We start from the raw sequence: 17,409 nt of genomic DNA on the forward strand, positions 1-17,409 counted from the left end.
ATGCAGACAAGGCAGTGCAGCCCCCATTTTTTGCGGCTGAGAAAAAGAAAAGCACCATACTTCCTACGAAGTACAGTGCTTTTTTGGTGGAGAATAGCGGGATCGAACCGCTGACCTCTTGCATGCCATGCAAGCGCTCTCCCAGCTGAGCTAATCCCCCACATATTCAGTTTGTGTCCTGCGACGTGTGTTATTATACCAGCTGCACCGCCCTTTGTCAACCTTTTTTGCAAAGTTTTTTCAGTAAACTGGACCGTGCAGGCACATCGACCGGGCACAGCCCCCTCCACGCAAAACAGCGCATCCCGCAGGCAGGCTCTGCCCGAAGGATGCGCTGTTATTTTTGTTCCGGTTACTGCTTGTGCTTGGAACCAAAGCGGTACTCTTTGCCCTCACGGATGCGCTGGATATTGGCCCGGTGCATCCAGATGACCATGCCGCCCATGATGGCAGCTCCCACCACGCAGACGATGAGGTCGTCAGCGGCGAAGCCCTTGAGCAGGCCGTAGATGAGGGTCAGCACCGGATAGGATGCCGCCATTGCAATGCTGCCCAGCGACACCATGCCGGTGGGAACAAGGCAGAGCAGAAAAACGACGGTCAGCACCGGCAGGAGGATGGGCTGGATCGCCAGGATGGCCCCTCCCGCCACCAGCACGCCCTTGCCGCCCTTGAAGCCGAAATAGATGGGCTTGGTGTGGCCCACCACGGCCAGAATGGCGGTCAGATACACGCCCAGATAGGGCGAAACGGCGGCATCTGCGGGCAGGAACCCGAAGAGCCAGCGGCCGATGCAGACAGCTGCAACGCCTTTCAGCACGTCGCCTGCGGCGGTGAGCGCCGCTGCCTTTTTGCCAAAGGTGCGCAGCATGTTGGTCATACCGGCCGCACCGCTGCCGTGATTGCGGACATCATCGTGGTACAGGTACTTGCTGACCAGGATGCCGGTGTCCACGCTGCCCAGCAGGTAAGCCTGCGCAGCGGCAGCCAGAACGATGAAGAAGGTCATCATCAACAGCCGCCTCCCCTGTTACACATCTTTTGCGCCGACACTGCCGGTGCCGCGCTCACGGATCACCAGGCGGATGGGCGTGTGTTCCAGACCAAAGTTCTCCCGGATCTGGTTGATCAGATACCGCTGATAGCTGAAATGGAACAGCTGTTTGGAGTTGACGAAGGCCACGAACGTCGGGGGACGGGTGGAAGCCTGGGTCAGGTAGAAGATCTTCAGGCGGCGGCCCTTGTCACTGGGCGGCTGCATCCGGGCGGTAGCGCGGGCCAGCATCTCATTCAGGACACCGGTGGGCACGCGGGCACCGTTCTGGGCATCCACGTCACGGATCAGCTGCATCAGCTTGTTCACATTATAGCCGGTCTGGGCCGAAATAAAGATGATGGGCGCATATCCCATGAAGCTGAAGCAATCGGCGTAATCCCGGCGCTGATGCTCCATGGTGTTGGTCTCCTTGCCCTCCACAGCATCCCACTTGTTGACAACGATGATGCAGGCCTTGCCCTGCTCGTGGGCATAACCGGCCACCTTGCTGTCCTGCTCGGTGAAGCCGACGGTGGCATCCACCAGGATCAGGGCCACGCGGCTGCGTTCCACAGCGGCCAGTGCGCGCACGACCATATAGCGTTCAAGGCCGTCAGAAATGTTGCTGCGCTTGCGCAGACCGGCGGTATCGGTAAAGATGAACTTGCCGTAGGCGTTGTCCACGGGGGTGTCAATGGCATCACGGGTGGTACCAGCCTCGTTGGCAACGATCATCCGGTTCTCGCCCAGAATGCGGTTGGTCAGGCTGGATTTGCCCACATTGGGGCGGCCGATGATGGCAACGGGGATGCGGTCCTCCTCCACCACGGTCTCGCTGAAATCGAGGTGGGCGCAGACAGCGTCCAGCAGGTCGCCGGTGCCGTGACCGTGCACGGACGAGATGGGCATCACCTCGTCAAAGCCCAGGTTATAGAACTCGTATAGCTCCATGGGGGCCTCGCCGGTCTTATCGCACTTGTTGACAGCCAGGATGATGGGCTTGTGGCTGCGGCGCAGCATGTGGGCCACTTCCTCGTCGGCGGCGGTCAGGCCGTCGCGAACATCCACCACCATGATGATGCAGTCAGCGGTGTCAATGGCGATCTCTGCCTGCTCACGCATGTGGGCCAGAATACCCTCGGTCGCCTTGGGCTCGATGCCGCCGGTGTCCACCAGCATGAACTCGTGGCCGCTCCACTCGCAGTTTGCAAAAATGCGGTCGCGGGTGATGCCCGGGGTATCCTCCACGATGGCCAGACGCTGGCCGCAGAGCTTATTGAACAGGGTGGACTTGCCCACATTGGGGCGGCCGACCACTGCTACGATGGGTTTGCTCATAGGGGGTTCCTCCTTTCGTTATGCTCTTCTTCTTCTCGAAATATGCAGGCCGGTGCGGAGCAGGGCTTTTGCCTCATCGCCGCCGCCCACCGGCAGCACCTCGACCTTGACCCCCAGCCGTTCGCCCAGCTGGGCAATGGTCATATCATCGAGGAACGTATCTTTTTCTTCCCGCAGCATGACAGCGGGGATGCCCAGGGTGCCGCTTTCCAGCTTTCCCTCACACTGGGCAATGATATCGGTGGCGGTGACAAGCCCCGCCACGCCCACGTTGCCGCCAAAGAAATTATTCTTGACAACGTGAACTTTTACACCGATCATGGGGTACTGGCGGTGGAGCTCGTCCATCAGCTCAGTGATAAGGGGGCCTGCCATGGTGCCGGTGACCACATCGATCTGCTTGGTGCCGTAGATGCGGTGGGGCCTGTCCAGCTCTGCCCGGAATTCATCCTCGAACAGGCGCATCATGCCCACGCCGTTTTCCAGCTGGTCAAAGTCCTCATAGAACTCCGCCGGGGGGATGGGCCGCCCCGCCTTGAGATACCACTCATCGCTGGGGTAGATGATGCGCTTGCCGTGGCGGCGCTTGCACTCATCGCCAAACTCCTCCATAATGTCGATGACAGCGGCGCTGGTCTCGGCATCATAGGGGGTCTGCTTGAACAGATTCTGGCGGTAATCCGTCACACCGCAGGGCACAGCGGCAATGCTCTGCACCATGGGGGTCAGTTCCAGCAGGTCGCCCAGGGTGCGGCGAAGCTCTTCACCATCGTTGATGCCCCGGCAGAGCACCAGCTGACAGTTGACGGCGATGCCGCCCTCCACCAGACGGGGCAGGTACTTGAGCACCTCGCCGCCCCGCTTGTTGGCCAGCATCCGGACACGGAGCTGGGGGTTGGTGGTGTGCACCGAAATGTTGATGGGCGAGATGTGCATCTTGATGATGCGGTCGATCTCGTGATCCTGCATATTGGTCATGGTGATGTAGTTGCCGAACAGAAAGCTCAGCCGCTCGTCATCATCCTTGAAATACAGGCTCTCGCGCATACCGGGGGGCAGCTGGTCGATGAAGCAGAACATGCAGTGGTTGGAGCAGGAATGCTTCTGGTCGCCCAGATAGGTGGAGAAATCGCAGCCAAAGGGGCCGCGCTCCGCGCGCCGGACATCCCACTCCCGGATGCCGTCGGCAACCTTTGCCTTCAGGTGAAAGCTGCTGCTGTCGGTATAAAAATCATAGTCCAGCGTATCGTTCAGCTCATTTTCATCCACGCTCAGCAGCTCATCGCCGGGCTGCAGGCCCAGCGCCTCGGCTTCACTGCCCGCATCGATGCGGTCGATCTTGATCGCCATTGCATTTCACCTCCAGACAAAGAAAGAAGGGGAAGGCATTGCGCCATCCCCTTCTCAACATAACACCAATGTGCCACCAATTTTGCGCAAATTAGGCCTTCTTGATGACTTCCTCGCCCTTGTAGTAACCGCAGTTGCCACATGCCTGGTGGGGGAGCTTCAGAGAGCCGCAGTTGCTGCACTTGACCAGTGCGGGGGCCTCCAGCTTCCAAACATTGCTGCGACGCTTGTCGCGGCGGGCCTTGGAAAGATGTCTCTTAGGTACTGCCATATTTTTGCACCTCCTTGATGGGTTTCTCAGTTCAGCAGTGATTTGAGGATCGCGAGCCTTGCGTCAACAGGAGCGGCTTTGTCTTCCTCCGGCGGGCAGGTACAATCTGCCCTCTTCTTGCCGCACCGGGGGCATAACCCCGGGCAGTCGGCGCTGCAAAGCAACACCGTGGGGATCTGGAACATAAACTCCTGGGCAAGCCATTCATCCACATCCAGATGTCCTTTTTCGTCCAGCGGAAGCTCGAAATCCGGGTCATCCAGATCCCGCTCCTTTGCTGTCCACTCCGCTTCAACTGTCTCTTCCCGCTCAACCGGGTCCAGACAGCGGGCGCACTCTCCGTGCACCAATGCTTTTGCCCGCAGTGTCATCCGGACCTCGTCGCCGTCCGGCTCAGCGGTAAAGCTGGCGGTCACAGGCTGTTCGATCCTTGCACCGGCAAAGTCCCGTGCAGACAAATCACAGGGAAACTCTGCATGGTAAGGCTGTGTGCCGGTTGCGATAAACTTTCTCAGGTCAAATTGCATAGTACACCTCATAAAAGGCTGCTTTGTTAGTATAGCGCCAAAGCCAACCTTTGTCAACACCAAAACAGGCAGAAAACCGAAAAAATTTTGATTTTCCGGTTTCCTGCCCGTTGGAATGCGCTCAGTTCAGAAAATTACAGGTACTTTTTCACGTCGTGGGGCAGAGCAGCCTCGTCAGCACTGACAGTAACAGTGACCTTGACGGAATCGCCTGCAATGGCGGCCATCTCGTCCAGCACAGCGCCCAGACGGTTGATATCGTGATCCAGCACCTTCAGGATGCCGTCGATGTACAGGTCGGTGATATCGTAGTTGCTTGCCATCAGGCCGGCAACAAAGCCGTACAGCATCTCGCCGCCGGCGATCTTATACTCATCCAGATCGATCAGACGTGCAGCGGGGGCAATGTCGTAAGTCAGCTTCATGCCTTTTTCCACGACGACGACGTTGCCCTTGGAGGTCTTGACCGCGTCATTGATCTGGTCGATCATTGCCTTGGTCTTGCCGGAGCCCTTGGTACCAACAATCAGTTTAATCATAGTTCTGTCCTCCTGTATTTTCCACGCCTTGCGGCGGGAGATCATTTTTTGTTTCCTGCTTACTTCAACTTTGCTTCCAGCTCGGCGGTCAGGTTCTCGTAACCCGGCTTGCCCAGCAGAGCGAACATGTTCTTCTTGTAGCTCTCGACACCCGGCTGGTTGAAGGGGTTCACGCTCAGCAGGTAGCCGCTGCATGCACAGGCACGCCAGAAGAAGTAGATGAGGTAGCCCACATTATAAGCAGTCAGGTCGTCCACCTCGATCAGTACCTCAGGCACGCCGCCGTCGGTGTGGGCAAGGATGGTGCCCTCCATGGCCTTGCGGTTGACCACGCTCATATTCTGGTCCGCCAGGAAGTTCAGGCCGTCGAAGTTGCCTTTCAGCTCTTCGATGAACAGATCCTGCGCAGGCTTTTTGACATCCACGATGGTCTCGAACATGATGCGGGAGCCTTCCTGGATGAACTGACCCATGGAGTGCAGGTCGGTGGAGAAGATGCAGCTTGCGGGGAACAGGCCCTTGTTGTCCTTGCCCTCGCTCTCGCCGAACAGCTGCTTATACCACTCGTTCATCAGGGTGAAGTTGGGCTCGTAGCACTCCAGGATCTCAACAGCCTTGCCCTTGCGGTACAGGATGTTGCGGATGGCGGCATACTTGTAAGCATCGTTGTCCGGGCTCAGCACGGAGAAGCGCTCCATGGCATCGGCTGCGCCCTTCATCAGCTCGTCGATGCTGATCCCGGCGGCAGCGATGGGCAGCAGGCCCACAGCGGAGAGAACGGAGTAGCGGCCGCCCACATCGTCAGGAACCACGAAGGTAGGCCAGCCCTGCGCGTCAGCCAGCTGCTTCAGGGTGCCCTTGGCACGGTCAGTGGTGGCATAGATGCGCTTGTTGGCTTCCTCAACACCCATCTCATCCTCCAGCAGCTTGCGCAGAACGCGGAACGCCAGGCTGGTCTCGGTGGTGGTACCGGACTTGGAGATGACATTGATGGAGAACTTCTTGCCCTTGCACAGAGCAATGATATCATTCAGATAGCTGGGGCTGATGCTGTTGCCGCAGAAGTAGATCTTGGGGCCATCCTCCAGCTCGTTGTGGTACAGGCCCTTGACGGCCTCGATCACAGCGCGGGCACCCAGATAGCTGCCGCCGATGCCGGCAACCACCAGCACCTCGGAGTCCTCACGGATCTTCTTGGCAGCTTCCTTGATGCGGGCAAACTCTTCCTTGTCGTAATCGCGGGGCAGGTACATCCAGCCCAGGAAATCATTGCCGGGGCCATTCTTGGCTTCCAGCTGGTTGTGAGCCGCTTCCACCTGAGGATAAATGGCCTTATATTCCTCTTCGTTGATAAAACTGGAGAGGTGCTTTGTATTCAGAACGACGCTCATTCTATCAGAACCTCCAAACGTTTTTACGGGACGTGCTCCCTGAGGGTTTTGTTAGTATAAGTGTACCGTTCCAATCGTGCAAAGTCAAGGCCAAAATCCCCGGATTTCATACAATTTTAATAGTGTTCTTTTGGCTGTCCTGACATCTTTTGTTCAGGCCCGCCAACGCCGCTTTGTTTCTGCTAACCGCTTTTATTCGGTGATGTGTTTCTTTTGCCCGCTATGCTCCCAGCAGGCACTGCCACAGCAGCTCCAGCGCGCCGCCAAAGGTCAGCAGCGGGGCATCCGCGGCCGCTTTTACTTCGTATTCATTCAATAAGGTATCATCCTGAAAAATGCTCACCTTTCCCACCGTCCGCCCCTTTTCTATGGGGGCTTCCAGCGCCTCGGGCAGGGTCAGCTCAGCCCGCAGGGCAGAGGCCGTTCCCTTCTCTATCAGGATCGTCTCGGGCAGGGCGGCGTAATCCAGCGGCACGCTGTCCTCGGCGCTGCCCTTTACGGCCAACGCCAGCGGGCGCTCCGGCAGGGTGGGCAGCGGGGCGGCGGCATAGTTGGCAAAACCGTAGTCCAGCAGGGTGGTGGCGGAGTGGAACCGGTCAGCGCTGGAGGGTGACCCCAGCACCACGGCGATCAGGGTCAGGCCGTCCCGGGTGGCGCTGGCGCTGATGCAGACCCCCGCCCCGCTGGTGGTGCCGGTCTTGAGCCCGGTGATGCCGCTGTACCGGCGCAGGAGCTTGTTGGTGTTCACCAGCTGGGTCTGGCCGTTCCGCAGGCTGTCCGTCCAGATGCCGGTATAGTGCAGCAGCTCCGGGCAGGTATTGAGAAGGTACCGGCTCAGAACGGCAACATCCCGCGCCGTGGAGAGATGGCCCTCGGTGTCCAGCCCACAGGCGTTCCGGAAGGTGGTGTTGGTCATCCCCAGCTCCGCCGCCCGGGCGTTCATCTGTTCCACGAACACCGGCTCGCTGCCGCCCACCAGCTCGGCCACCGCCACAGCGGCATCGTTGGCCGAGGAAACGCAGATGGCCCGCAGCATCTCGTCCAGCGTGAACTGCTCTCCGGGCTCCAGCCAGATCTGACTGCCGCCCATGTGGTAGGCGTGTTCGCTCACCGGCACGGGGGTATCGAGGGTCAGTTTTCCACCGCGGATAGCCTCAAAGGTCAGCAGCAGGGTCATCAGCTTGGTGATGGAAGCAATGGGCATCCGCTCATCCGGTGCTTTCTCGTAGAGCACCCGGCCCGTTTCCGGCTCCATGAGGATTGCCGCCCGGCATTCCAGCTGCAGCCCGCTGTTGGCCGGAGCCGCCGCCAGCACCACCGGGGCATCCGCCTGCACTGCCGGTCCCGTTTCCCCAATGGCCACCCGCAGCCCGGCCCCCTGTGCCGTACCCACAGCCAGCGCAAACAGCCAGAAGCAGAGCACCCCCGCGCAGAGCAGGGCCAAATTTCTCCGTTCCATTCCTCGTACCTCCCCGCGTAAAGTCTCTGGTTGCATTCTATGCAAAAAAAGAGGGGTCAATGCCCTTTTCTACGGGATGAAAATCTGCTATAATTAGATAGTTTATAAAAATTTACCCTCTCCGTCATTGCTGCACAATGCCACCTCTCCCGAAAGGGAGAGGCAACGCATCACAGAGGACAGATGCCGCTAAATCTGGGATAGCCATTGGCTCCCCCTTTGGGGGAGCTGGCGAGCGATAGCGAGACTGAGAGGGTGAGCAACTTTGAAAGGATCTCTCATGCGAGTTTGTTTTTATACCCTTGGCTGCAAGGTCAACCTGAACGAGACCGGCGCGCTGGAGCAGATGTTCCGGGGCGCTGGCTTCACCATCGTGCCGGAGGGCGAAGAAGCGGATGTTTTTGTGGTGAACAGCTGCACCGTGACCAACTTCGGCGACCAGAAGAGCCGCAAGTGGCTGCGCCGCGCCAAGCGCGAAAATCCCGGTGCCGTGACCGTGCTCACCGGCTGCTATCCTCAGGCTTTCCCCGAGGAAGCTGCCCAGTTCATGGAGGCCGACCTCGTCTGCGGCAACGGAGACCGCAAGGCCATCCTGGACAATGTGCTCAAGCTGCTGGACGGCCACGAGCGCATCGTTGCCGTTACACCCCACCAGCGGGGCGAGCTGTTTGAGGAGCTGCCCGTGGAGCGGTTCGAGACCCACACCCGTGCGTTTATCAAGGTGGAGGACGGCTGCAACCGCCAGTGTGCCTACTGCGTCATCCCCCGCGCCCGCGGCCCGGTGCGCAGCCGCGCCGAGGACAGCATCCTGAAGGAGCTGCGCCAGCTGGCCGCCTCCGGCTACCGCGAGGTCGTGCTCAGCGCCATTTCCCTGCCCAGCTACGGTCTGGACACCGGGACCAATCTGGTGGAGCTGGTGGAAAAATGCGCTCAGGTGGAGGGCATCGAGCGGATCCGTCTGGGCAGCCTGGACCCCGACATGCTGACCCCGGAGTTCATCACCCGGCTGGCAGCGGTAAAAAAGCTCTGTCCCCAGTTCCACCTCAGCCTGCAGAGCGGCTGCACCTCCACCCTGCGCCGGATGCGCCGGGTCTACACCGCGGAGCAGTACGCCCAGGTGGTGGACCAGATCCGCGCCGCCTATGGGGAGCGCCCTGTCAGCTTTACCACCGACTGCATCTGCGGCTTCCCCGGTGAGACCCAGGCCGACTTTGAGGAAAGCTGTGCCTTCCTCAAGAAGATTGGCTTCCTGAAAGTCCATGTGTTCCCCTACTCCCGCCGCAGCGGCACACCCGCTTATGATTTTCCGGCGCAGGTGCACGAGCGGGAGAAGCAGGCCCGCAGCCGCGAGATGAACGCACTGGCCGAGGAGATCCGCCGGGAGGTACTGGCCGCTCATGTCGGCACCGAGGACGAGGTCCTGCTGGAAACGCCCCTCTCCGAGACGCTGTTCACAGGCTACACCCGGCTGTACATCCCGGTGGTGGTCTCTGCCCCCGGCCACAAGAGCGGCGAGATCGTTCACGTCAGGCTGGGCGAGTACGATGGCGAGCGCGTCCGTGCAGCACTCTGCTAAAAAACTTCGTTAAATCTTGTGCGTCCTGTACTATTTGCTAATTCTTTAACATATTTGAAGTTTTCTCTTTTCACGCAGGCCCGTTTATGTTAAAATAAAACTGGATATCTGGGTCGGAGCGCCGGTTGCAGTGGTGCGGTACCAGCCGGCCCGGAGCAAAGCAAATTCCGCCTGCCGCAGTCCAGTGTGGGACGGGATGTTTTCTGTTTCTGAACAAGGAGAGATTGGAATGAGTTTTAGAGGAATCAATACCACCGTCATTCAGATCCGCCGTCAGGTGTTTACCGAGGTTGCCCGCATGGCTTACGCCAACGTCAAGGGCGAGCAGGCCAACCACCTGATGCGCAAGATCCCCTACACCATCATCCCCGGTGAGGAAGGCAAGCTGCGCAAGGACATCTTCCTGGAGCGCGCCATCGTCGAGGAGCGTGTCCGTCTGGCCATGGGCCTGCCCACCCGCCGCATGGATGAGCACAACAGTGTTGTCTCCGGCCTGGAGGATGCTTCCATTGCCGATAAGTACTATGATCCCCCGCTGGTGAATGTGATCAAGTTCGCCTGCAACCGCTGCCCCGAGAAGCTGGTCAAGGTCTCTGACCTGTGCCAGGGCTGTCTGGCCCACCCTTGTATGGAAGTCTGCCCCAAGAAGGCCATCACCTGGGAGAGCGGCCGTTCCACCATCGATCAGGAAAAGTGCATCAAGTGCGGCCGCTGTGCCACTGTCTGCCCCTACAACGCCATCGTCAAGACCGAGCGTCCCTGCGCCGCTGCCTGCGGCATGGGTGCTATCCACTCTGACGAGCTGGGCCGTGCCGAGATCGATTACAGCAAGTGCGTATCCTGCGGTCAGTGTCTGGTGAACTGCCCCTTCGGTGCTATTGCCGACAAGGGCCAGATTTATCAGCTGATCCAGGGCTTCAACCGCGGCGACCGCATCTATGCACTGGTCGCTCCCGCCTTTATCAACCAGTTCCCCTCTCTGGCTTCCACCGGCAAGCTGAAGGCTGCCCTGAAGGCCATCGGCTTCTACGATGTCGTGGAGGTCGCCATCGGTGCTGACCTGTGCACCGTGGACGAGGCCCACGACTTCCTGGAGGAAGTTCCCGGGAAGCTGGACTTCATGGCCACCTCCTGCTGCCCGGCATGGAGCATGATGGCAAAGACCGCCTTCCCCGCTCTGGCCAAGAACATCTCCATGACCATGACCCCCATGGTGTTCACCGCCCGCATGATGAAGCAGAAAGACCCCACCGCCCGCATGTGCTTCATCGGCCCCTGCGCCGCCAAGAAGCTGGAAGCTTCCCGCCGCACCGTCCGCTCTGACGTGGACTTTGTGCTGACCTTTGAGGAGCTGGCCGGTATCATCGAGGGCAAGGATCTGGACATCGATCTGCTGGAAGTGGATGAGAACGAGGCAGCACTCTGCTCCGCCTCTGCTGCAGGCCGCGGCTTTGCACAGTCCGGCGGCGTTGCCAATGCCGTTGCCAACAAGATCAAGGAATGGCATCCCGACATGGAGGTGAAGATCGCCTCTGCACAGGGTCTGGCCGAGTGCAAGAAGCTGCTGATGCTGGCCAAGGCCGGCAAGTACAACGGCTACCTGCTGGAGGGCATGGGCTGCCCCGGCGGCTGCATCGGCGGCGCAGGCACCATTGCCGACCCCGCACGCACCGCCATCCAGCTGAACAAGTATATGAAGGAAGCTCCCTTCACTGACCCTGAGCAGAGCCCCTATATGAGCGAGATCCACGTTCTGAAGGACGACCCCAATTTTGAGCTGTAATCTCTCCGTCACCTGCGGCTTGCCTCCCCTATTACGGGATCTGGTGCAAAGCGCCTGAGAGGTTTTACAATATCCGCTTCCCGCACAGGGGAGCGGATATTTTTTCTAGTTTTAATTTCATAAGTGAAACTTTTTTGTGAAAAGCTCACGAAGCAGATTGACATATTATCGCTGGCGTGATATTTTAGCGTTGACAAACCCTGTGTTCTGCCCCAACAGGACACCAGAGCAGGCCGCACACGCGCGGCCAGGAAAGGTTGATCTTTATGAAAAATACATTCAAACGCTCCGGCGCAGCGCTGATCTCGCTGGTGCTGCTGTTGGTGCTGGCCGTCAGTGCCGGTGCCGCCAGCAGCCAGAATGTCGGTGTGAAATTCTGGAAGGAACGCTCCGATAAGGAATCCATGGCCAACAGCGGCATCGATTCCAACCGCACCGCCACCCTCACCCGGCAGGCCAACGGCACTTACACCCTGACCCTGCCGGTCATGCAGGTATCCAAGCTGGGTGTCACCGGCTATCTGTCCGGCCTGACCATCGGCGATGTGACCTACGACGGCACCCTGACCGGTGATTTCAACAAGGCCACGGCGGTGCTCACCATCAAGAACCTGCCCGCCTCGGTGCTCACCGGCAGCGATGTAAACAAATCCGTCCTTGTGACCTGCAACATTCAGATGGACCTGCAGGTCCTGGGCGAGATCAACACCAGTGCCCGGATGTGTATCTGGAACCAGAAGTAAATGGCAAACAAAAAGGCAGAGCCCGCGGGCCCTGCCTTTTTGTTTTTCCTCACAGATCCATCCTGCGCTCCACGAGATCCGTGACCATGGTGTCCAGCTGGCTTATGGCGCGTTCCGCGCCCTTGGCCAGTTTGCGTGCGGTGCGCTTGACCTGCCGCTGGTTCTGTGCCATTGCCATGGTGCCCACGGCCCCCAGGGCCGCGCCTGCCGCCATGCCCAGCAGAACACTGCCGGAGGAAGGCTGACGATTTGTGTTTTTCATGTGGCTCTCTCCTTTCCACTGTGTGATTTTTTGCCGCTGTGGCTAGTATTTCCTGTAAAGAATCCGGTATGCGCTTTTTTTGTCCCGCAAAATGTGGTATACTGTATCATACGCTGAGAAACTGGGCCCTGTGCGGCCCGTGGATGGCGCAAAGGAGGATCCTTTTTGTTGAAACCGACTGAACCGAAAAAAATTCTCTGCATTCACGACCTCTCCGGCATGGGCCGGTGCAGCCTGGCGGTCATCCTGCCGGTGCTGTCCGTTATGGGCTGCCAGCCTGTGGCCCTGCCCACTGTGGTGCTCTCCACCCACACGGGCGGTCTGGGCACACCGGCACGGCTGGACGGTGCCGCCTACGGGCTGGCCGCTCTGAAGCACTACCGGGAGCTGGGTGTGGAGTTTGACTGTATCTACACCGGCTACTTAGGCGGCGAGGAGCAGGTGGCGCTGGCCGAAAAGGCGTTCGATCTCTGGCCTGCTGCCCGCAAGGTGGTGGACCCTGTGATGGGGGACAACGGCAAGGCCTACTCCACAGTGACCCCGGCTCTCATCGACCGGATGCGCGGGCTCTGCCGCCGGGCAGACCTGATCCTGCCCAACGCCACCGAGGCCGCCCTGCTGCTGGAGCGGGAGCCCCAGACCGACGCGTTCGATGACGCTTCCGCTCAGGCGCTGGCCGACGAGCTGCTGACGCTGGCCCCCAGCGCAGTGGTCACCGGCCTCGCACTGGGCAAGTACATCGGCTGCGCAGGCTCCGGCCGCGAGCGCTTCGTCATCAAAAAACTGCACATCAGCCGCAGCTTCCCGGGCACGGGCGATCTGTACGGTGCCGTGCTCATTGGCTCGCTGATCCAGGGCAACGCCCTGAGCGCCGCTGCCGACAACGCCGCCGAGTTCGTCTCGCTGGCCATTCAGCAGACCCCCGCCGATCAGGATACCCGGTACGGTGTCTGGTTCGAGCCCCTGCTGCCCCGGCTCTGCCCGGTGAGCTGGAATGACTGAGGAGGCCGCCATGAGCGAAAAACCGACCCTGAACATCGTTCTGGTAGAGCCGCGTATCCCCCAGAACACCGGCAACGTGGCCCGCACCTGTGCCTGCACGGCCTGCCGCCTGCATCTGGTGGGGCCCATGGGCTTTGCCATCGATGACAAAAAGCTCAAGCATGCCGGGCTGGACTACTGGCACTACCTCGACATCAATTACTATGATGGGCTGGAGGATTTCTTTGCCCGGAACAAAGGCCCGTTCTACTACTTTACCACCAAAGCGCCCCAGCGCTACACCGACATCCAGTACCCGGACGGGGCCTACCTTGTGTTCGGGCGGGAGGATGCCGGCCTGCCTGAGGCATTGCTGGCGGCCAATCAGGAGCACTGCATCCGGATGCCCATGCGGGATACCTGCCGCAGCCTGAACCTTTCCAACAGCGTGGCTGTGGGTGTGTATGAGGTCCTGCGCCAGTGGGATTTCCCGGAGCTGCTGGACCATGGCCGCCTGCGAGAATACGAATGGAAATGAGGGACATTATGAGCAAGATCGCGATCCTGACCGATTCCTCCTGCGATATCCCGCAGGAGCTGGCCGAGAAGTACGGCATTGATATTATGAGCTTTCACATCCTGCTGGATGATGTAGACTATATCGAGCGTGAGAGCTGCACCAATGAGGAGTTCTACGAAAAGATGCGCGCCGCCAAGGGCATTCCCTCCACGGCTGCCATCACCCCTATCCAGTTCTGCGAAAAGTACTGCCAGTATGTGGACGAGGGCTACACCGATGTGATCCATGTGCCCATCAACCGCAGCGGCTCCTCCACCTACAACAACGCCGTGATGGCCCAGGGGATGCTGCGGGAGGAGCGCCCGGAGCACCACCTGCGGATCCACCTGCTGGACCCGCACACCTACTCCATGCCCTTTGGCTGGTATGTCTGTGAGATGGCGCGCAAGCTGCAGAATGGTGCGGAGATCAGCCACGTCATTCAGGAGTTCGAGACCCAGATGGACAAGATGGAGATCGTTCTCGGACCTTACAGCCTGAAGCAGATGAAGAAAAGCGGCCGCATCTCTGCCGCCGCCGCCGTCATGGGCGAGCTGATGGGCATCCGCCCCATCATCACCCTGATCGACGGAAAGACCAAAGTGGAGGCCAAGGTGCGCGGCGATGACAAGGTCGTGCCCGCCATGGTGGAGCTGGCCAAAAAGCGCAGCGAGGGTGTGGAGGACTTTGATTATATGATCGGCCACACCAACATCCCCCAGAAGGATGATCTGATCAAAGCCTGCCGCAAGGCGTTCGGCAAAGACCCGCTCATCACCTTCCCGCTGGGCGGCGTTGTTTCCGCCAACACCGGCCCCGATACCATTGCCTTGGTCTATGTTGGCCACGCACGCTGAGTTTTTTCTGAGAACTGCCCGCTGCGGCAGTTCTTTTTTGTTTGCAGGCCGTTGCATTTTGCGGCAATTTATGCTATACTCCCTTTTGCTGTGCTTTTGCGCGGCAACCTGAAAGAGCAACTTAGGATTTTAGGCTCCCCGGCGTGTCTCGAACCGTGCCGGGCCAAACCCATAGGGCTGGCGGTCCCTGTGCGGTCAAAATTCATCCGCCGGAGTATTGTTATGAATCAGAATTTCACTGTCCGCAAACTGGCCCGCTGCGCTGTGGTCGCAGCTCTCTATGTGGTGCTCTGCATGGCGCTGCAGCCGTTCTCCTACGGTGCGGTGCAGGTGCGTGTTGCCGAGGCCCTCTGCCTGCTGCCCGTGTTCGGTGCCGAGTACATCGTGGGCGTGGTGCTGGGCTGCTTCCTGGCAAACCTGCTGGGCTCCACCATCGTGGATGTTATCTTTGGCACCCTGGCCACCCTGCTGGCCTGTGTTGTGACTTACAAACTGCGGAACGTCCGCTTCAAGGGTCTGGCCATCGTGCCTTCCCTGCCGCCTGTGATCTTCAACGCTGTCATCATCGGCATTGAGATCGCCGTCATGTTCCCCGATCCCTCTTCCTCCGCTCCGCTGTGGCTGGCCTGCATCACCAACGGCATCTCCGTCGGTATCGGTGAACTCATCAGCTGCACCGTGCTGGGCGTGCTGCTGGTGAAGATCGTGGAGACAAACACCTCCCTGCGCAAAGTGTTCCTGGAAGCCTGATCGAGCAGGCAGACAAGACAGATTCATAAGGCAAAGGCTTTTCCGTTGCTCGGCCTTTTTGCCCAAAATATAGAAAGACCTCCTCTGGCCGTTTTCCAGAGGAGGTCTTTGTTTTTATCCGATCACTTGTGCTCCTGCAGCCAGCGCAGGGCCATATAGGCATAGGCCGCGCTGCCCTCAAAGAGGACGCTGTCATCAAACTTCACCTTGGGGTGATGCTGGCCGTAGGTGTAGCCCTCGTTGGCGTTGCCCGCCGTCAGGAACATGCTCACGGTGGGCACCTCATGGCTGACGAACGCGAAATCCTCGCTGCCGCCGCCGGGCTTGCCGCCGGTCATCGGGGTCATATCCATTGCACCCTTGCCCAGCAGCTCACCCATATAGGTCAGGGCGTTGCCGGCAAGCTCCTTGTCCACCACCATGCAGGGGCAGTAATCACTGAAGGTGATCTCGGCGGTGCAGCGGTAGGCCGTGGCCACCCCCTGCACGATCTCGGTCATCCGCTTGTGCAGCAGCTTCGTCACTGCGCCCTCGGGGTCGGTGGTGCGGATGGTGCCCCACATCTCCGCGCTGTCCGGGATGACATTGGAGGCCGCGCCTGCCTGGAAGCGGCCGGTGGTGAACACGCCAAAGCTGTGGGCATCCAGCTCCCGGCTGTTGATCTCCTGCAGGGCAATGTGGATGTGCGCCGCCGCCGTGATGGGGTCGATGCACTTTTCCGGCATGGAGCCGTGGCCGCCCTTGCCGCGGACGATGATGTGATACTGCTCACAGCTTGCCATGGTGATGCCGCCGCAGGCAGGCACCAGCACCACACCGGCGGGGATGGGCATTCCGCCCAGCACATGGAACATGACTGCCGCATCCACCCTGGGGTTTTCCAGCAGGCCGTTGGCGATCATATCGGGCGAGCCCTGGAAGATCTCCTCGGCGGGCTGGAACTCCAGCTTGACGGTGCCCTCGATCTCATCCTCGTGCTCCTTGAGCAGCTGGGCAGCACCCAGCATCATTGCCGTGTGCATATCGTGGCCGCAGCCGTGCATCTTGCCCGGCACCTCGGAAGCGTAATCCACGCCGGATTCCTCCTGAATGGGCAGGGCATCCATATCGCCCCGCAGCAGGATGGTCTTGCCGGGCTTTTTGCCGCCTGCCAGCGCAATGACACCGGCCTTGCCGCAATCCTTGGGCTCGTAGCCCATCTCGGTCAGGGCCTTTTTCACCAGTGCCTTGGTCTGGGTCAGATCAAAGCCCACCTCCGGGTGACGGTGCAGGGTGCGCCGCCACTCCACCAGCTGGGGTTCCAGCGCCTGGGCACGGCCCAGCAGTTCTTTTGCAGTCAACATTTCAGTCAGCTCCCGTTCTGTTTGATTTTCAGCCTGCATGGACAGCCTGTTCAATGGAATTTTCCACCAGACTGTTCAGACTCATATTGTGGGCCATTGCAAAAATGACCGCCTGCTTGTGCAATTCCGGGGAAATGCGGACATTGAAGCTCCCCTTATAGGCACGTTCCGGTTCGGTGTGGTTTTCCTCGCACAATGCCAGATAATCATCCACTGCACCGTGGAAATCATTTACCAGCTCTGTAGCGGTGCTGCCCTCGTAAGAGATCAGCGCCCGGATTCCCATGACCTTGCCATAAAACAGGCCATCTTCCTCCGAGAACTCCACACTGCCAACATAGCCCTTGTACTCCATCGTGTTATTCACAGAAGTCCCTCCTGTTCCAGAATTTGAATCAATTGCTTGACCTGATATTCCAGCAGTTCTTTTCGGGGATGGGGTTTATGCATCAAGATCGGTGGATACTGTTCCGATACGAACACAATGCGGGAACCGCTGGTACGGCCCTTGTTGGAGCGCTCATACCCAAAATATCGCAGCAGGCTTTCGGCATCATCAAAGGTAAAAGTCTTTGGCTTGGCTTTCAGCCGCTCGATCAGCTTTTCTTTCTGCCCCATATCCTCATCCTACTTCCAGTATAGCA

19 protein-coding genes, 1 tRNA gene and 1 riboswitch are annotated in these 17,409 nt (G+C 59.3%); of the genes, 7 read left to right on the top strand and 13 right to left on the bottom strand.

Annotated features, from left to right (window positions below; all coding sequences use genetic code 11):
• Nucleotides 1-84 precede the first annotated feature (84 nt).
• The 9 genes from J3351_RS04920 to J3351_RS04960 all read right to left on the bottom strand — a co-directional run bounded on the left by J3351_RS04920 (nt 85) and on the right by J3351_RS04960 (nt 7,911).
• Nucleotides 85-160, bottom strand: a tRNA-Ala gene (locus J3351_RS04920).
• Nucleotides 161-352: 192 nt separating this feature from the next.
• Nucleotides 353-1,012, bottom strand: a complete 660-nt coding sequence (gene plsY, locus J3351_RS04925; protein WP_097772644.1) for a glycerol-3-phosphate 1-O-acyltransferase PlsY — start codon at nt 1,010-1,012, stop codon at nt 353-355.
• Between the two features lie 18 nt (nt 1,013-1,030).
• Nucleotides 1,031-2,374 carry a ribosome biogenesis GTPase Der gene (gene der / locus J3351_RS04930; RefSeq protein WP_117476275.1) on the bottom strand — a complete coding sequence of 448 codons (1,344 nt, stop codon included), beginning with the start codon at nt 2,372-2,374 and terminating at the stop codon, nt 1,031-1,033.
• An 18-nt stretch (nt 2,375-2,392) separates the two neighbouring features.
• Nucleotides 2,393-3,724 carry a DUF512 domain-containing protein gene (locus J3351_RS04935; RefSeq protein WP_097772645.1) on the bottom strand — a complete coding sequence of 444 codons (1,332 nt, stop codon included), beginning with the start codon at nt 3,722-3,724 and terminating at the stop codon, nt 2,393-2,395.
• Nucleotides 3,725-3,815: 91 nt separating this feature from the next.
• Nucleotides 3,816-3,995: a 50S ribosomal protein L32 gene (gene rpmF, locus J3351_RS04940; RefSeq protein ID WP_005920250.1), complete on the bottom strand. Its 180-nt coding sequence runs from the start codon at nt 3,993-3,995 to the stop codon at nt 3,816-3,818.
• Between the two features lie 26 nt (nt 3,996-4,021).
• Nucleotides 4,022-4,522, bottom strand: a complete 501-nt coding sequence (locus J3351_RS04945; RefSeq protein ID WP_097770854.1) for a DUF177 domain-containing protein — start codon at nt 4,520-4,522, stop codon at nt 4,022-4,024.
• A gap of 134 nt (nt 4,523-4,656) precedes the next feature.
• A complete protein-coding gene (locus J3351_RS04950; RefSeq protein WP_035394124.1) occupies nt 4,657-5,061 on the bottom strand; it encodes a hypothetical protein in 405 nt (134 codons plus the stop codon).
• A gap of 59 nt (nt 5,062-5,120) precedes the next feature.
• Nucleotides 5,121-6,452: a glucose-6-phosphate isomerase gene (locus J3351_RS04955; RefSeq protein WP_154276542.1), complete on the bottom strand. Its 1,332-nt coding sequence runs from the start codon at nt 6,450-6,452 to the stop codon at nt 5,121-5,123.
• Between the two features lie 220 nt (nt 6,453-6,672).
• Entirely contained in the window at nt 6,673-7,911 is a 1,239-nt protein-coding gene (locus J3351_RS04960; RefSeq protein WP_207697227.1) for a D-alanyl-D-alanine carboxypeptidase family protein, read from the bottom strand.
• Nucleotides 7,912-8,191: 280 nt separating this feature from the next.
• Here J3351_RS04960 and mtaB point away from each other — a divergent pair, with 280 nt between their 5' ends.
• The 3 genes from mtaB to J3351_RS04975 all read left to right on the top strand — a co-directional run bounded on the left by mtaB (nt 8,192) and on the right by J3351_RS04975 (nt 12,013).
• Entirely contained in the window at nt 8,192-9,487 is a 1,296-nt protein-coding gene (gene mtaB, locus J3351_RS04965) for a tRNA (N(6)-L-threonylcarbamoyladenosine(37)-C(2))-methylthiotransferase MtaB (RefSeq protein WP_207697228.1), read from the top strand.
• Nucleotides 9,488-9,716: 229 nt separating this feature from the next.
• Nucleotides 9,717-11,270 (top strand): 4Fe-4S dicluster domain-containing protein, encoded by a 1,554-nt coding sequence (locus J3351_RS04970; protein WP_207697229.1) that lies wholly within the window; start codon nt 9,717-9,719, stop codon nt 11,268-11,270.
• Between the two features lie 266 nt (nt 11,271-11,536).
• Nucleotides 11,537-12,013, top strand: a complete 477-nt coding sequence (locus tag J3351_RS04975; RefSeq protein ID WP_117505748.1) for a pilin — start codon at nt 11,537-11,539, stop codon at nt 12,011-12,013.
• Between the two features lie 49 nt (nt 12,014-12,062).
• On the opposite strand, the gene J3351_RS04980 is transcribed toward J3351_RS04975, so the two are convergent.
• Nucleotides 12,063-12,275, bottom strand: a complete 213-nt coding sequence (locus J3351_RS04980) for a hypothetical protein (RefSeq protein ID WP_207697230.1) — start codon at nt 12,273-12,275, stop codon at nt 12,063-12,065.
• Between the two features lie 165 nt (nt 12,276-12,440).
• Between J3351_RS04980 and J3351_RS04985 the strand changes: the two genes are divergently transcribed.
• The 4 genes from J3351_RS04985 (at nt 12,441) to J3351_RS05000 (ending at nt 15,422) form a co-directional block, all read left to right on the top strand.
• The gene (locus J3351_RS04985; RefSeq protein ID WP_227611539.1) at nt 12,441-13,277 is read left to right on the top strand and encodes a bifunctional hydroxymethylpyrimidine kinase/phosphomethylpyrimidine kinase; all 837 of its coding nucleotides are present in this window, start codon (nt 12,441-12,443) and stop codon (nt 13,275-13,277) included.
• A gap of 10 nt (nt 13,278-13,287) precedes the next feature.
• The gene (locus J3351_RS04990) at nt 13,288-13,794 is read left to right on the top strand and encodes a tRNA (cytidine(34)-2'-O)-methyltransferase (RefSeq protein WP_035394116.1); all 507 of its coding nucleotides are present in this window, start codon (nt 13,288-13,290) and stop codon (nt 13,792-13,794) included.
• Nucleotides 13,785-14,672 (top strand): DegV family protein, encoded by an 888-nt coding sequence (locus tag J3351_RS04995; protein WP_097772649.1) that lies wholly within the window; start codon nt 13,785-13,787, stop codon nt 14,670-14,672. Before J3351_RS04990 ends, J3351_RS04995 begins: the two co-directional genes overlap by 10 nt.
• A 114-nt stretch (nt 14,673-14,786) precedes the next feature.
• A riboswitch (PreQ1-III riboswitch) is annotated at nt 14,787-14,887 on the top strand.
• Nucleotides 14,888-14,894: 7 nt separating this feature from the next.
• On the top strand, nt 14,895-15,422 hold the full coding sequence (locus J3351_RS05000) for a QueT transporter family protein (RefSeq protein WP_207697231.1): 528 nt from the start codon (nt 14,895-14,897) through the stop codon (nt 15,420-15,422).
• Nucleotides 15,423-15,544: 122 nt separating this feature from the next.
• On the opposite strand, the gene J3351_RS05005 is transcribed toward J3351_RS05000, so the two are convergent.
• From J3351_RS05005 to J3351_RS05015, 3 genes are read right to left on the bottom strand one after another with little or no spacing between them, the layout of a single operon-like run.
• Nucleotides 15,545-16,765, bottom strand: coding sequence for a M20 family metallopeptidase (locus J3351_RS05005; RefSeq protein ID WP_207697232.1), 1,221 nt, complete (start codon nt 16,763-16,765; stop codon nt 15,545-15,547).
• Between the two features lie 28 nt (nt 16,766-16,793).
• Nucleotides 16,794-17,132 carry a type II toxin-antitoxin system HicB family antitoxin gene (locus J3351_RS05010; RefSeq protein WP_207697233.1) on the bottom strand — a complete coding sequence of 113 codons (339 nt, stop codon included), beginning with the start codon at nt 17,130-17,132 and terminating at the stop codon, nt 16,794-16,796.
• Nucleotides 17,129-17,383, bottom strand: a complete 255-nt coding sequence (locus J3351_RS05015) for a type II toxin-antitoxin system HicA family toxin (protein WP_097770846.1) — start codon at nt 17,381-17,383, stop codon at nt 17,129-17,131. Before J3351_RS05015 ends, J3351_RS05010 begins: the two co-directional genes overlap by 4 nt.
• Nucleotides 17,384-17,409: the final 26 nt, after the last annotated feature.

Origin of the sequence: Faecalibacterium sp. Marseille-Q0746 (assembly GCF_017377595.1) — a bacterium.
GTDB classification, from domain to species: Bacteria; Bacillota; Clostridia; order Oscillospirales; family Ruminococcaceae; genus Faecalibacterium; species Faecalibacterium duncaniae.